Raw genomic sequence first — 14,843 nt, 5'->3', positions numbered from 1 at the left:
AAGGTGTTTTCTACATGAAAAAAATTATAAAAAAAGGGGCTTAATAGCCCCTTAATAATATTAGCAACTTGGATTAGCCACGGTTCGCTGGATTACCACGTTTTTTGGGTGGTTGATCTGACCATTCTCGCATGCCTAAACTACGACCGGCAACGCGGGTTCTTTGAAGCGTGTCGTGTGTAGCCTTAGGCATATCTTTAGGTAAGTCGACTGTGCTGAAATTATCATAGATTTCAATTGAGCCGATGTTCTTACTGCTGATATTGGCTTCGTTAGCAATCGCCCCTACTATATTACCTGGTTTGGCTCCATGGGTATGACCCACTTCAATACGGTAACGTTGCATGCCTTCACTAGGTGGTCCAGACTTGCGTTCACGTTTAGCACGTTCACCGCCACGTTCATTACGACCGCCGCGCTCCCTTGGACCTCTATCGTTTCTATCAGAACGATCATTTCTAGGTGGTCTTGCGTTTAAATCAGGTCGGTCGCTTTCTCGAAGAATTAGTGGTTCGTCGCCCTGTGCTATTTTTGCTAATGCAGCCATTATCACTTCAGGCGCTGCGTCAGTTTCTTCTTGAATTGATTCAACGATAGGAATGAGTGTCTCAATAGAAGAGTCACCAATTGCTTCTATGACGCTATTTTTGAAGCGAGACAAACGTGTTTCGTTTAATTCTGAGATGGATGGAATAGTCATCGCATCAATAGATTGTCTTGTTGCGCGCTCAATAGAAAACAACATACGCTTTTCACGGTGTGAGATAAATAAGATCGCATCACCTTGACGACCAGCACGACCGGTACGGCCGATACGGTGAACGTAAGACTCAGTATCGTAAGGCACGTCAAAGTTTATGACGTGACTGACACGCTCAACATCAAGTCCTCGGGCCACTACATCGGTAGCGACCAAAATATCTATTTTGCCTTTCTTTAAACGATCAACAGTACGTTCGCGAGAGTTTTGCGGTATGTCACCGTTAAGAGGTTCAACCGCATAGCCACGTGCCGATAATTTTTCAGCTAATTCCATTGTGGCGGTTTTGGTTCGCACAAAGATGATTGCACCGTCAAAGCTTTCCACTTCCATTATCCGTGTTAGGGCTTCCATCTTATGGTGCCCAGCAACTTGAACATAACGTTGGCGGATTGTGCTCGCAGTGGTAACTTTAGATTCAATTTTGACCGATTTAGGATCATTTAGGTATCGTTTGGTTATTTTACGAATTGGGTCGGGCATAGTCGCCGAAAACAGTGCGGTTTGTCGCTCTTTTGGAGCATGACTGAGTATCCATTCTACGTCGTCAATAAAACCCATTCGCAGCATTTCATCAGCTTCATCAAGCACTAAAAACTTCAGGTTATCGAGTTTTAATGTGCCTTTTTTAATATGATCTATTACGCGTCCAGGTGTCCCAACAACTACCTGCGTACCGCGTCTTAATTGACGAATTTGATTATCATAAGAAGAACCGCCATAAATAGGCAGCACGTTAATTTTCTTAGAAAAACTCGCATAAACTTGAAAGGCTTCTGCTACCTGTATCGCTAATTCTCTTGTTGGTGCCAAAACCAATAATTGAGTGTTTTTGACGTCAGGATCAATGTTTGCCAACATAGGCAAAGCAAAAGCAGCGGTTTTACCCGTTCCTGTTTGTGCGGTGCCTAATAAATCGTGGCCGTCAATAATAAGTGGAATACACTGTGCTTGAATAGGGGTTGGTTTTTCATAGCCGACTTTTTCTAATGCTTGCAGCAGTTCTTCGGGTAGGTTTAAATCTCTAAATGTTATTTCAGATGTGGTGGTTGTCATCAATTTTCCCAGGGTACAGGCAGGCACAGCGTTATTTGAATCGGTAATACAATTTCTAAAATCAGTAAAACAATTATTTAAGGCGAAGCCGGCACGGTTTCAAAGGTCAAATTATATTCGATTTTCAGCATTTACTCCATGTAATGCTTTGTTTAATTGCATTATTTTTAGAAAATGCCATTTTGTGGTGCAGCACTTTGTGGTTTATTGTCAATAATGTTGCAAATATGTCATTTAGTTATGTGTTGCGATTAACATATGTCGACTAATTTATTCATTTGGTGATTTTTTAAATTAAAACGAAGTTTTATCAAGATAACAAAAGGCAACTATGAAACCCAGTATCAAGAAAGATCGATTTATCCCTTTGCGAAAAACAGATTTAATCCAAGCGTGTATAGCAGATGATCGATTAACTTGTGAGCAACAAGGTGAATTCAAAACACTTTGCCATTTAATCGTCAGTACTTTGCATTTTGAGTATCACCAAGTCCTTGAGGAATTAAAAGACAGTTATGCACCTTTCGATCCAAATTCCGACACCTTAGCAGTAACTCAATTAACAGCTAATGATTTGGAAACGAAACAGACAAATTTTAGCGCTAGATTTATTCAAGTTTTAAATGCTGCCAACTTTGAACAGGTTACAGATAAAGACTTACAAGAAGCCTTGCAAGAAGAGTCGTTGTTTAAGGTCAGGCTAGCGGTTGAATTTGAAGATTTTGAAGATGTGGTTTTTTATCGGCGTGGTGAATATCAACAATCAGAAACAATAAGTAAATTTGCTGGATTATTTAAGAAAACCATTAGTTTTACTAATTACGACAAAGTAGCAGTGTATATAAAATTTAAAGATGAGAATTACTTCAAATACAAAAAAACCAAAATCGCAAATTTTGAAGCGGGGTCCACGATCATTAAGTTATTTCAAAATGTACCTAAGGCGGATTTGGAAATGTTATTTCCTAATAGTGAGGTGCGAATGCGAACTATTGATAAAGCCATAATAGGAGGCTCCGCGTTGGTTGGTGGAGCGGTTGTATTCGTTACAAAGCTTGGGGCCTCGTTAATAGTTCTCGCGGGTATATTGAGTTATTGGTTTGGGTTAAGTAATAAAGAGGTGGCTATTACTACTCAAGAATTGCTAGCTTTAGGGGTTGGGGCTGGGGTGTTAGGTGGTTTTGTTTTCAAGGAATGGAGTAAGTTTAAAAATCGCAAATTGCGGTTTATGAAAGCCTTGGCGGATAACCTGTATTTCAAAAATCTAGACAATAACTCGGGGGTATTTCACCATCTTATTGACGCTGCCGAAGAAGAAGAGTGCAAAGAGACTATCTTAGCTTACTATTTTCTCTTGTCTGAAGGTAAACCCATGACTAGTGAGCAATTAGACACAAAAATAGAAAAATGGTTTGAAGACAAATTTAATTTCCCAATCGATTTTGAAATTTCTGACGCTTTGGGTAAATTACAACGATTTGGCATCGTTAATTTAAATGCGGGTCTATATACCGCTTTAGCTATTAGTGCTGCGCAGGCACAACTTGATGCGCGATGGGATGCGGTATTCAACGTTGCGAGTACACCACAAACCCGATAATTAGCGTCATTTTAATAAAACTAATAGTGCTAGTCGCATAAGATTAAGACACATGTCATTATATAACCACATGAAGTAAAACAAGGAATAATCTACATGAAAGGCTTTTATTCAACGCAATTAAAATATGCTTTGGCTGCTGTTGCATTAGGTACGTTATCAGGTTGCGGCAAACAAACCAGTGACGAGTATATAACGGAAGCTAAACAATACATTGCTGAAAATGATCCTGCGGCTGCAGTTGTTGCGTTGAAAAATGCGGTGCAATTAGAGCCTAGGTCGGCTCAAGCTAGATTTGAACTTGGTCAACTTTACATGCAACAGAATCAGTTTGAAAGTGCAGAAAAAGAGCTGAATCGTGCTTTAGAATATGGCTATGAAGCATCCAAGGTATTGCCGCTCATTACCCAAGCTTACCAGCGCACCGGTGCCTACTCTGCTATCAGTAAATTGGAACATTCTGAAGTTGGATTAACTTCAGTCGAGCGAGCTGAAATTGGCTATTTTAAAGTAGTCTCTTTGGCCCGGTTAAATAAGCTTGATGATGCTCGTATATTGATTGAAGAATTATCTGAGTTGGAAACCAGTTCTGTTTTTAAGGGATTAACTACAGCGTATTCGTTGGTGCTCGATCAGGAATACGAAGCCGCCTCTACCGAAGTAGCAAAACTAAGGGAACAAGCTCCTCAGAACGCTGAAGTTCTGAAATTATTAGCGCAGTTAAAATTGTCACTTAATAAACCTAAAGAAGCCGCTGACATATACAAAGACTATGTGCAGTTTTATCCTGAAGACTTACAAACAACGTTTGTATTGGCTAAGTTATTAGTCGATATAGGCGATTTAGCAGCGGCTGATCCCTATTTAGATGAGTTACTGGTAGTCAACGACCTCAATCCTCTTTTAAATCAACTTAAAGCTGCCACTTATGCTCAAAAAGGTGACTATGCTAACGCCTTAAAACGCGCCGAAATTGCTATCAATGCTAATGTTGAAGATCCGTCTATTCGTCTGATTGCTGGTTATTCGGCGTATCAATTACAAGATTACGATAGCGCCAACCGGCATTTGACCTATATTGCGGCATTGTTGCCAGATAATCACCCAGGATTGAGATTGCTGGCGGCTAGTCAATTGCAATTAGGACTCACTTCTGAGGTGGGGGATGTATTAAATCGACTGGACACACTATCTGAAGAAGATGCACCTTTGTTTTCTAAAGCCAGTTATGAATTGTTACGTGGTGGCTATGAAAAAGAAGCCAAAGCATTTATTGAGAAATCTACTGACATTAGCCGCACTGCCGAAGACTTAACCCGTCTAGGATTGCTGCAACTTTCACTAAACAATCTAGATGGCATAGTTAATTTAGAAGAGGCAGTAAATAAATCACCTGAGTTGGTGAGTGCACAAACCACGCTAGCAAAAGCTTACATAGTGACTAAGCAATATGACAAAGCGTTAGAATTGGCTAGCAATTGGAAAAATACCAGCCCCAATGATGCGAAACCCTATATGTTGGCAGGTGATGTATATACTCGGCAACAGAAATTTAATGAAGCAAAAGTGGAATTTGAGAAAGCATCAACTTTGGACAAAACGAGCCCGTCACCTAAGCTAGCGATGGTGAATTTGGCGCTAGCTCAAGAGAATGTGCAGCAGGCAAACTCGCTACTAGATGATTTATTAGTTGAATATCCTAACAGTTCATCTGCTTTAGCAACCTATTATTTGGTCAGCAAACAACAAAATAAACAGTCTTCAGGAATCGAGAAAATTCAAGCTGCTTTTAAAAGTGATCCAACCAATCTAACTACTAGGTTACTACTGGCTAGGGTTGAAGTTGTTGAGTCTAATTACCAGAAAGCTATAGAGTTATTGAATGAAGTAAAAGATCAGAAAGACTTGCCCAAAGCCTATTGGAAAACACTTGGCCAAAGCTTGATTAAAACCAATCAATTGCGTCCAGCGACTCAGCATTATGACGCGTGGTTACAAAAATCGCCGAATGATAAAGATGCGGTAGTTGGAAAACTGCTGCTACTCGATAGCCAAAATAAGTTTGAAGAAGGCGCGAATTTAACCCAAGGGTTTCTTAACAATCGTGACGATGTTCAAATGCAATTGTTGAATACTCACTTCTTACTTATGCAAGGAGATTATCCAGCTGCACAAACTGCTTATGATAAATTACCGGAAGACTTACTTGAGTTGCCAATTACTAAAGGTTTCTTAGCGCGATTTCAATTGAACAATAAACAACCAGAGTTGGCGTTAGAAAATGCATTAATCGCTTATAATTCTATGCCAAATATTAAAAATGTGATGTTGCTAGTTTTTACCTATGAAACCTTGCAGCAACCTGAAAAAAGCATTGATTTGCTTAGTCAGCATGTCGAGCAACATCCCAATGACTTAGCCGCGAAAATGTTACTGGCTGAAAGACAGATAGGTGATGATGTAACGAAAGCCATGTTAACTTATGAAGTGGCACTGCAACAAAATCCGAATAATTATATTGCAAACAATAATTTAGCATATTTGCATTTACAAAATGGTGATCTTCAAAAGGCAAAAAGCTTCGGCGAAAAAGCCGTTGCGCTGAAACCCGATAACTCTGCTGCATTGGATACGTTAGCGCAAATATTAGTAGCTGAGAAAAACTATACTGAGGCGATAAAGTTATACGATAGAGCGGTTACCGATGAGATGGATAATGAAGAAATTTATCTAAATTATGTTGAAACTTTGTTGTTAGCAGAAGAGTCGTTCCTTGCTAAACGTAAACTCGGGCAAAGGGAAATGAAACAACAAAAGTCTATCGATAGGATAAGCAAGCTAAAAGCAGATTTTGGATTAGAATAATAATTGAAGATCAGTTGTTTTTGTTTGGCTGCTAGGTTGGTAGCAGAGCTAAACGAAACGCTATGCTAGATAGAGAGAAAGGCTACTTTAGTAGCCTTTTTTACAGGTGTTGTGGATAGTCTTATATTATGAAAAAAGTCTAGCTTCGCCAGCTTGGCGTCTCTTAGATTTTAGTACCAATAAAAGTGTTATAAATCCAGGCAATGCTTGTACAAATAAGATGCTTGTTTTAGCGGTGAGACCGCCAAAAATACCGGCAATAGTGATACATATAAGTAGGAATACTTTAAGGCTTTGATTTCCGCTAATTAACGCCCAAAGCAGTCCAACCCCCAAAAAGCTATTATACAAACCTTGATTCATGGCAAGTACTTCAGACGACTTGGCGACTTCGGCCGACATTGAGAATATTTTTTGCCCCACTGGATGATTCCAAAAAAACATCTCCAACACCATTATACCTATATGTAAAAGGGCGACCATAAAGGTCATAAAACCAGCTAAAAACTTCATTAATATTACCTTGGTTAGGTTGTTGTGGCAGATGGATATTTTATAGTGTGGGAAATTGCCTTGAGTTGCAAGGCTTGCTATTGATACCACTGTCTTAAATGACAAACACTGTAGGCGCAAAAAAAGCGCCTATTGGCGCTTTTTTATATGGTTTACCAACTAGACATTATTTATTGCCTTTTTGGCCCTTCATATAACGGAAGAAGTCACTGTCGGGTTCGACCACCAAGACATCTTGTTTGCTGCTGAAACTTTTCTTATAGGCGTCCATGCTGCGTAGAAAGCTATAGAACTCAGGATCTTTTGTATAGGTTTCTGCATAAATTTGAGCTGCTTGAGCATCACCTTCACCTTTGAGTTTACGCAAGTTTCGTTCTGCATCGGCTAACATTACCGTTATTTTGGCATCAATGTCTGCTTTGATAATTTCGGCTTTTTCTTTACCTTCAGAACGATGCTCTCTGGCTACCGCTTCACGCTCTGTGCGCATACGTTCGAAAATAAAGTTACGCACTTCTAGCGGCAAATTGATTTGTTTAACACGTACGTCAACAATTCTTATGCCTAACTCATCTGAGCTTGTAGCAGCTTGCTCCATCGCTTCGTCCATCAATTCTGAACGCTCACCAGAAACAATTTGCTGAATAGTACGTGTACCAAATTCAGAACGCAGTCCATTATTCACTTTTTGTTGTAACAGTATTTCAGCGCTGGCTTTGATACCGCCAGTTGCCAAATAATACTTGGCAAAATCTTCAATTCTCCACTTAACATACAAGTCGACAATTAAATCTTTTTTCTCTGAAGTGACAAAACGATCCGGTACCTCATCTAAGGTTTGAATACGAGCATCAAGGCTAACTACGCGATCGAAAAACGGCAGTTTTAAATGTAAACCGGGCTCGAAAACTTTGGTGTCGCCAGTATCGCTATCTCTTTGTACCTTACCAAATTGGATAACTATGGCTTTGTTGCCTTCTTCTACAACAAACAACGAACCAAAAATAAGTAAGCCTAAGGCTACGATTATTAGTGCAATAAAATTTTTCATCGCTTAGTTTCTCCCACTTCGAACGCCGCTAGTACGACTGGTTCTGGAATTGGAGCTAACCGCCTGGGTATCATTGTCTTGATTCCGCAATCCTTCAATTGTACTTCTAATGTTTGCAGGAATAGTTGGTCCCGATTGGCTACTCAATATTTTATCTAAGGGTAAGTACATCATGTTTCCAGTGCCTTGTGTATCGACCAAAATTTTACTGGTATTGCCGTATACTTCTTCCATAGATTCAATGTAGATCCTGCTACGTGTCACCTCTGGCGCTGCTTTGTATTGCGGTAATAATTCTTCAAAACGCGCTATTTCACCTTGAGCTTCTAACGTTACACGTTCTTTATAAGCTTGTGCTTCTTGCGCCATACGATTAACTTGGCCACGGGCACGAGGCTCGATTTCTCGAGAGTAAGCTTCAGCTTCATTGATAAAGCGTTGTTCATCTTCTTGCGCTGCAATGGCATCATCAAAGGCTTCTTTTACTTCCTCTGGTGGTCTTGCATCCTTGAAGTTCATATCAACAATAGAGATACCCATATCGTAGGATTCGATAATACCGGTTAATTCATCACGCACTGCTTGTCTAGCGTCTTCGCGGCCGCTAGTTAATACGTCATCCATTTTTGAATGACCCACTACATAACGAATGGCGCTATCAAAAGCTTGGCTTAAACTTTCTTCTGGACTAGTCACAGCAAAACTGTATTTGTATGGTTCGAGGATGCGGTACTGAACTTCCATTTCAACACGTACTACGTTTTCGTCTTCAGTTAGCATTGAACCAGACGAAGGCATTGAGCGGATAGTCTGTACATCAACAGGTTTGACGGTATCCACAAAAGTGGGTTTCCAGCGTAAGCCTGGATCGACAAAGTGACTAAATTCACCAAAACGCAATACTACGCCGCGCTCGGCTTCACGAATAGTGTAAAAACCACTAAACACCCAGCCAATGACTATTATGCCAATAATAACGGCCATGCCAATGCCACCAAGGCTTTTACCGCCAGATGAACCGCTATTGTTACCACCACCAAACTTGCCAAACTTATTCATCAAGTTTTTGAATACCTCGTCTAAATCAGGCGGGCCTTGATCTCGGCCGCCCTTGTTTTTCCAAGGATCATTATTGTTTCCACCGGGCTCATTCCAAGCCATTATTTCTCTCCAACTAGTTAATTCAATAAATTAGGTCTAGGACCAATACGCGTATTTTAAAGTTTTTGATCTGTTAGGTTTTGCTAATGTTTCACTATATACGACTCTAAATCTGCGTCGATACGTTTTATAAGTCTGTTCCAGTCGCTTTGCTCCATTCGTACCTCGACCAACCAATTACCATTGTCCGCATAGTCTTGTGAAGCAATACAATTCATCTCAAAAAATACACCTCGCAAATTACTTTTCTGCGGCGGGATAGACAAACTATGTTGTACCATGTTTTTTGATAAACATTCAGTAATTGCTGCGAGTAATAAATCAATCCCTATTCCTTGCTGGGCAGATATCCAAACGCGGATTGGCATACCTGATTCATCACGATCTATTTTTGCACTCACACCATCCATGCGGTCAATTTTATTACAGACTATTAATTGTTGAATATCATCAGCTTCTATTTCTTCTAGTACTTCATCTACTTGTCCAATGTTCTCTTGAAACTGCTCATCAGAATAGTCAACAACATGTAATAGCAGGTTTGCTTGTTGAGTTTCCTGCAGTGTTGCTTTAAAGGCCGCAATAAGATCATGGGGGAGATGTCTAATAAAACCAACCGTATCTGCAAAAATTGCTGAGCCCACATCTTGTAACTGAATTTTTCGGAGCGTTGGATCTAAGGTTGCAAATAACTGATCTGCTGCATACACCGCAGATTGTGTCATGGTATTAAATAGCGTTGATTTACCAGCGTTGGTATAGCCTACTAATGAAATAGTTGGGATTTCAGCTCTCACTCTAGAGCGACGCCCTTGTTCTCGCTGTTTTTGTACTTTAGCGAGACGCCGCAAAATCGCTTTGATTCTTTCTCTTAATAGCCTTCTATCGGTTTCAAGTTGACTTTCACCAGGACCGCGCAGACCTATTCCACCTTTTTGTTTATCTAGGTGAGTCCAGCCACGAATCAAACGGGTACTAATATGCCTAAGCTGCGCGAGTTCAACTTGTAACTTTCCTTCATGAGTACGTGCTCGCTGCGCGAAGATATCTAAAATTAGTCCTGTGCGATCGAGTACTCGACACTTACAAAGTTGTTCAAGGTTGCGTTCTTGAGAAGGGGATAAACTATGGTTAAAAATTACCACATCAGCTTGCTGAGCTCTGACTGCATTGGCAATTTCTTCAGCCTTGCCACTACCAACAAAATAGCGGGCTTGAGGCGCTTGACGTGTGCCGGTGACAACGTCTATTGCGTTTACACCAGCTGACGACACTAGTAATTGTAATTCTAATAAATCTTCTTTGCTATTTTCATCAGCAAAATCAACATGTACTAAAACAGCTTGCTCACCTGCTGCATAACGGTCAAACAAGCCAATCTCCTAAAACCATCTAGTTTTCGTCAGCTTCCGTCTGACCAGCAGTAGGCATAGGAATAGCACGTGATGGAACAACGGTTGAGATTGCATGTTTATAAACCATTTGGCTTACAGTATTTTTGAGTAAAATTACAAATTGATCGAACGACTCTACTTGTCCCTGTAATTTAATACCGTTTACAAGGTAAATAGACACGGGAATACGCTCTTTTCGCAGCGCATTGAGGAACGGGTCTTGTAATGATTGCCCTTTTGCCATGATTTATCCTTTTTATTATTATAAATTTACCCTAATTCGGGATTATACAGAAATTCATATAGCTGTATAGACCGCTTTAGGATTGAAGTTGACTCAGTTTAATGACTTTCGACAGATTGTCAGTCGAAAACGTGTCTAACGGGTTAATATTTTCCCATCCTCTTAGCCAAGTCAACTGTCTTTTAGCTAGTTGTCTTGTAGCGGCGATAGATTTTTCTCGCATTTCGTGAAAATCGAATTCCCCATCTAAGTACTGCCACATTTGCCGATATCCTACACACCTTATAGAAGGCAAATCTAAATGTAGATCACTACGACCCTTTAATTTTTCAACTTCAGCCTGAAAACCGTTATCGACCATGCTTTGGAATCGTTGAGCAATACGCTGGTGCAATACTTTGCGATCTTGCGGAGCAATACAAAACTGCTTGATATTATACGGTATGGGGGTGGATTTAGTTTTCATCAAGTCTGTCATTGAGCGATTTGTTAGAAGATAAACTTCTAAGGCTCTGATTAAACGTTGCGGATCATTGGGGTGAATTCGCTTTGCAGACGTAGGATCGATTTGCGCCAACTGTTGATGTAATACATCCCAACCCGATGTTTCGGCTTGTTTTTCTATTGCTCTCCTAACGTCTTGATCTGACTCCGGTAACGGTGAAAGTCCATCAACTAGGGCTTTGTAATACATCATAGTACCGCCTACCAACAAAGGAATTTTGCCTTTGGCGACGCTCTCTTGCATCGCCGAAAGTGCATCTCTTCTGAATTCAGCAACAGAATAGCTCTGTGCGGGATCTAAAATATCAATTAATTTATGTGGCGCCTTTTGTAACTCAACTACACTTGGCTTAGCCGTACCTATGTCCATGCCTCGGTATATCAATGCCGAGTCAACACTGATTATTTCACAAGGTAGGTTTTCGCATAGCTCAATTGCTAAGTCCGTTTTTCCAGATGCTGTGGGCCCCATCAAAAATAGTGCCGTCGGCAAGGATTCGTTGATATCTTTGCTGACGTTATTCATAGGTAGCAAGCCACTTTTGTATATCTACTGGTTTACCTATTTTCACAATCTCTTCTTGTAGGTTAGTGGTTGAACTAATAAATTGTTGCCATAACTCCTGCGTCTGTAAAGAATCAACCTCTCCCGCAGAGGCTATGCATGTTAGCAAGTGTTCACGTACTGCAAGAGTCTCTGTTTCTTCGCAATTTAAAATCTCTTCTAAACATTCTATCCAACACAACTGCCTTAATCCTGCTGGCACTTTTCTCAAAATAATTCTATTTGGTGTCCAACCAATTTCTACACTATTGTCTAAAAGAGGTTGATATAGCGCTTTTGCTTGGGCCTGCATTGTGGCAGTAGACGCAATGGAAATCGGCATTAACAAAGGTTGACTCACGGGCATTGCGTTTGCATAACGCTTAGACATGACACTTTGTCGCAAAACATTTAATTCGACTAGGAAAAAATTTTGCACAATATTAACCAATATCTTGTTAGCCGCCACCTGCAACCATTGCCCAGTAGAGGCTGAGTCATTATTTGATTGCCCAGAGCCTGACACTGTCATTAGCTGTTGGTATTTCTTTGTTGCCTGACTTACTACTGCGGAAGAGTTGACTAAGTAATCAGATTTCGCTTTGTTCACCACAGAGTTTGAATAGCTCGCCGGTTTGACATTAGATTCACTGTAACCTGAGGCTTGTTCGTCTACTTTGGGTTTAGAGGGGTGATTTTGCAATGGCAAAATATAATCGTGCTTCGGCTCAGCTTGAGGCAATATCGTTACTTCTTGGTTTTCCTGTTGCTGACCCTGTTGAAAATATTGGTTCAAGGAATCCGTCAATGCTCTGTAGATAAAATCATGCACTAATCTAGCTTGATGAAATCTGACTTCGTGTTTAGCTGGGTGCACATTTACATCAACTTGGCTGGGTTCAAGGGTCAAATACAATACATACGTTGGAGCTAAGTCAGCAGCTATCAACCCTTCAAACGCTTGGCGAACCGCATGATTGATTAACTTGTCTCGCATCATACGACCATTCACATAAAAATATTGGAATTCACTGTGGGCTTTCGCGTGTTTAGGTTCTGCTAACCAGCCATGTAATTCAAATTGCTGGTATTGACTATTTAACTCAATGCACTGCTCTGCAAAGTCTTTACCGCAGATTGCGGCAATTCGCTTTAACTGCAATTCTGGTGTTTTCACCGCGGGGTATTTACGGAGTAATTTACCATTATGTTTAAGTTTAAAGCTCACATCAAAACGCGACAACGCAATACGCCTAACGACTTCATCGATATGCGCAAATTCAGTTTTTTCGGTGCGCAAAAACTTGCGTCTTGCGGGAGTGTTAAAAAATAAATCGACGACATCAACACTGGTACCGTCAGGATGCGCTACCGGATTGAGCTGCACTTGCATATCGCGACCCTCACAATGGGCTTGCCAAGCTTGGGATTGGTCTGCAGGTTTAGAGCTGAGACTTAATCGCGAAACTGAGCTTATACTGGCCAACGCTTCACCACGAAACCCCAAACTACATATGGCTTCTAAATCATCGAGCTTAGTTATTTTACTGGTGGCATGGCGACTTAGTGCTAAGGCGAGTTCTTCATGTACGATACCGCTACCGTTGTCTCTGATCAAAATGCGCTTATGTCCGCCTTTTTCGATATCTATTTCTATTGAGTTTGCCCCTGAATCTAAGCTATTTTCCACTAGCTCTTTCACTACAGATGCTGGACGTTCAACTACTTCTCCAGCGGCTATCTGGTTGGCTAATCTAGCGGGTAAAATTTGAATCGGCAAAAGAAGACCTTGGAATAAGTGTTTGTGAGATGGGTTAGGTGCTTGGTATGGTTAACACTTGCCCAATACGCACCACATCGGTACTGAGATTATTGGCTTTTTTTAATGTACTAACACGAACATTATAACGCTGTGCAAGTAACGATAAGGATTCTCCACTACGAACTCTATGAGTGCGTTTTTCTTGTTTCCATTTAGCCCATAACGAACCATCAGGTGGTGAACCTTTAAAGTGTTGTTTCAGTCCGTTGAATACAGACACGGCTAGTTTTTGCCTATATTGAGACCAATTAAGATTTTTTTCTTCTTGAGGGTTAGAGATAAATCCTGTTTCCACCAAAATAGAAGGTATATCTGGAGAGGTTAATACTGCAAGGCTCGCCGCTTGGGGGATTTTTTTATGTAATTTTGTCACCTTACTTAAATGTTTGATCATATCGCGACTCACGTCGTAACTAGTAGTAAGGGAGTAATCCATTGACATATCGAGAAAGGCTTCGGCAAGATAACGTTCATTAGCGGTATCTTGGATAATTTCAGCAGCCCCACCCAAAAGTTCTGAATGACGTTCAGTACGTTCCATCCAACGGCCCAATTCAGTATTGGCTCTTTTCATAGACAAAACCCATACAGATGCTCCACTTGGTTGTGGAGTGGTAAAGGCATCGGCGTGGATAGATACAAACATATCAGCTTTATGTTTTCTGGCAATTTGAGGCCGTTTGTTGGGCGAAATATAATAATCTCCGGTACGAGTCATTATCGGTTTCATACCTTTTTCTTTGGCAATCAGCTTCTCTAAACGTTTAGCTATTCCCAAAGTGACATTTTTTTCATAACTGCCAGCGCGTCCTATCGAGCCGGGATCTTCACCACCGTGGCCAGCATCGATAACAATTATTATGTCTCTATCAGTGGTGGATTTTGAATTTAATACTATTTGTGGTGCTGCAGCATCAGGATCATTTAGGTCAATCACTAATCGATCCCCATAGGGAGCGGTAGGGGGTAAAGCGAAAATATTTTTCTCAAGTTGTTTGGATAATTCAATCACTACGCGCACAGATTGAGGATTTTTAGCGGTACTGTAACGGACTTTTTTGACTAACTTACTGTCATTTACAACTTTTGAAAAATCGAAATTTTTAGGGGTGTTTTCGATGTCGATAACTAATCGTTGCGGGTTTTTTAATGTGAAGTAGGTGTAGCTTGGGGTGTTCTCCAAATCAAAAACTAAACGTGTGGTATTCGGCGAAGGCCAAATACGCAAGCCTTCGATGCTATTTTTAGCAAAACCAACAGAGCTAAAAGCCATCAGTAAAAAACTGATTAAGGTTAAATTGAGTTTTTTAAAGCTACACGTTTGCATTA

General features: G+C 40.6%; 11 protein-coding genes. 2 read left to right on the top strand and 9 right to left on the bottom strand.

Annotated elements, in window-relative coordinates; all coding sequences use genetic code 11:
* Window positions 1-73: 73 nt before the first annotated feature.
* On the bottom strand, window positions 74-1,816 hold the full coding sequence (locus KO534_RS16340) for a DEAD/DEAH box helicase (protein ID WP_215930941.1): 1,743 nt from the start codon (window positions 1,814-1,816) through the stop codon (window positions 74-76).
* Window positions 1,817-2,159: 343 nt separating this feature from the next.
* Here KO534_RS16340 and KO534_RS16335 point away from each other — a divergent pair, with 343 nt between their 5' ends.
* Both KO534_RS16335 and prsT read left to right on the top strand, forming a co-directional pair.
* Window positions 2,160-3,416, top strand: a complete 1,257-nt coding sequence (locus KO534_RS16335; protein ID WP_215931252.1) for a TMEM143 family protein — start codon at window positions 2,160-2,162, stop codon at window positions 3,414-3,416.
* Window positions 3,417-3,512: 96 nt separating this feature from the next.
* A complete protein-coding gene (prsT, locus tag KO534_RS16330) occupies window positions 3,513-6,281 on the top strand; it encodes an XrtA/PEP-CTERM system TPR-repeat protein PrsT (protein ID WP_215930939.1) in 2,769 nt (922 codons plus the stop codon).
* 126 nt (window positions 6,282-6,407) lie between these two features.
* Here prsT and KO534_RS16325 read toward each other — a convergent pair whose 3' ends face one another.
* From KO534_RS16325 to KO534_RS16290, 8 genes are all read right to left on the bottom strand, one after another.
* The gene (locus KO534_RS16325) at window positions 6,408-6,794 is read right to left on the bottom strand and encodes a DUF1304 domain-containing protein (RefSeq protein WP_215930937.1); all 387 of its coding nucleotides are present in this window, start codon (window positions 6,792-6,794) and stop codon (window positions 6,408-6,410) included.
* 166 nt (window positions 6,795-6,960) lie between these two features.
* Entirely contained in the window at window positions 6,961-7,845 is an 885-nt protein-coding gene (hflC, locus tag KO534_RS16320; protein ID WP_215930935.1) for a protease modulator HflC, read from the bottom strand.
* A 3-nt stretch (window positions 7,846-7,848) separates the two neighbouring features.
* Window positions 7,849-9,006, bottom strand: a complete 1,158-nt coding sequence (gene hflK / locus KO534_RS16315) for an FtsH protease activity modulator HflK (RefSeq protein WP_215930933.1) — start codon at window positions 9,004-9,006, stop codon at window positions 7,849-7,851.
* Between the two features lie 83 nt (window positions 9,007-9,089).
* Window positions 9,090-10,379, bottom strand: coding sequence for a ribosome rescue GTPase HflX (gene hflX, locus KO534_RS16310; protein ID WP_215930931.1), 1,290 nt, complete (start codon window positions 10,377-10,379; stop codon window positions 9,090-9,092).
* Window positions 10,380-10,398: 19 nt separating this feature from the next.
* Window positions 10,399-10,644 (bottom strand): RNA chaperone Hfq, encoded by a 246-nt coding sequence (gene hfq, locus KO534_RS16305; protein ID WP_215930929.1) that lies wholly within the window; start codon window positions 10,642-10,644, stop codon window positions 10,399-10,401.
* A 76-nt stretch (window positions 10,645-10,720) separates the two neighbouring features.
* The gene (gene miaA, locus KO534_RS16300) at window positions 10,721-11,674 is read right to left on the bottom strand and encodes a tRNA (adenosine(37)-N6)-dimethylallyltransferase MiaA (protein ID WP_215930927.1); all 954 of its coding nucleotides are present in this window, start codon (window positions 11,672-11,674) and stop codon (window positions 10,721-10,723) included.
* Window positions 11,667-13,472, bottom strand: coding sequence for a DNA mismatch repair endonuclease MutL (gene mutL, locus KO534_RS16295; RefSeq protein WP_215930925.1), 1,806 nt, complete (start codon window positions 13,470-13,472; stop codon window positions 11,667-11,669). The genes miaA and mutL overlap by 8 nt, the downstream gene beginning before the upstream one ends.
* Before the next feature lie 34 nt (window positions 13,473-13,506).
* Window positions 13,507-14,841 (bottom strand): N-acetylmuramoyl-L-alanine amidase, encoded by a 1,335-nt coding sequence (locus KO534_RS16290; protein ID WP_215930923.1) that lies wholly within the window; start codon window positions 14,839-14,841, stop codon window positions 13,507-13,509.
* Between the last annotated feature and the right edge of the window lie 2 nt (window positions 14,842-14,843).

The sequence above is a fragment of the Paraglaciecola arctica genome, from assembly GCF_018861065.1.
In the GTDB taxonomy this organism is placed as follows: domain Bacteria; phylum Pseudomonadota; class Gammaproteobacteria; order Enterobacterales; family Alteromonadaceae; genus Paraglaciecola; species Paraglaciecola arctica_B.
The sequence above is the reverse complement of the archived record's forward strand: the minus strand, read 5'-3'. Positions and strand labels throughout refer to the sequence as shown.

What these genes read in the sequence shown, in the direction of transcription:
- KO534_RS16340 (WP_215930941.1), bottom strand. Translation starts at nt 1,816, where the DNA reads ATGACAACCACCACATCTGAAATAACATTTAGAGATTTAAACCTACCC.
- prsT (WP_215930939.1), top strand. Translation starts at nt 3,513, where the DNA reads ATGAAAGGCTTTTATTCAACGCAATTAAAATATGCTTTGGCTGCTGTT.
- KO534_RS16325 (WP_215930937.1), bottom strand. Translation starts at nt 6,794, where the DNA reads ATGAAGTTTTTAGCTGGTTTTATGACCTTTATGGTCGCCCTTTTACAT.
- hflC (WP_215930935.1), bottom strand. Translation starts at nt 7,845, where the DNA reads ATGAAAAATTTTATTGCACTAATAATCGTAGCCTTAGGCTTACTTATT.
- hflK (WP_215930933.1), bottom strand. Translation starts at nt 9,006, where the DNA reads ATGGCTTGGAATGAGCCCGGTGGAAACAATAATGATCCTTGGAAAAAC.
- hfq (WP_215930929.1), bottom strand. Translation starts at nt 10,644, where the DNA reads ATGGCAAAAGGGCAATCATTACAAGACCCGTTCCTCAATGCGCTGCGA.
- miaA (WP_215930927.1), bottom strand. Translation starts at nt 11,674, where the DNA reads ATGAATAACGTCAGCAAAGATATCAACGAATCCTTGCCGACGGCACTA.
- KO534_RS16290 (WP_215930923.1), bottom strand. Translation starts at nt 14,841, where the DNA reads ATGCAAACGTGTAGCTTTAAAAAACTCAATTTAACCTTAATCAGTTTT.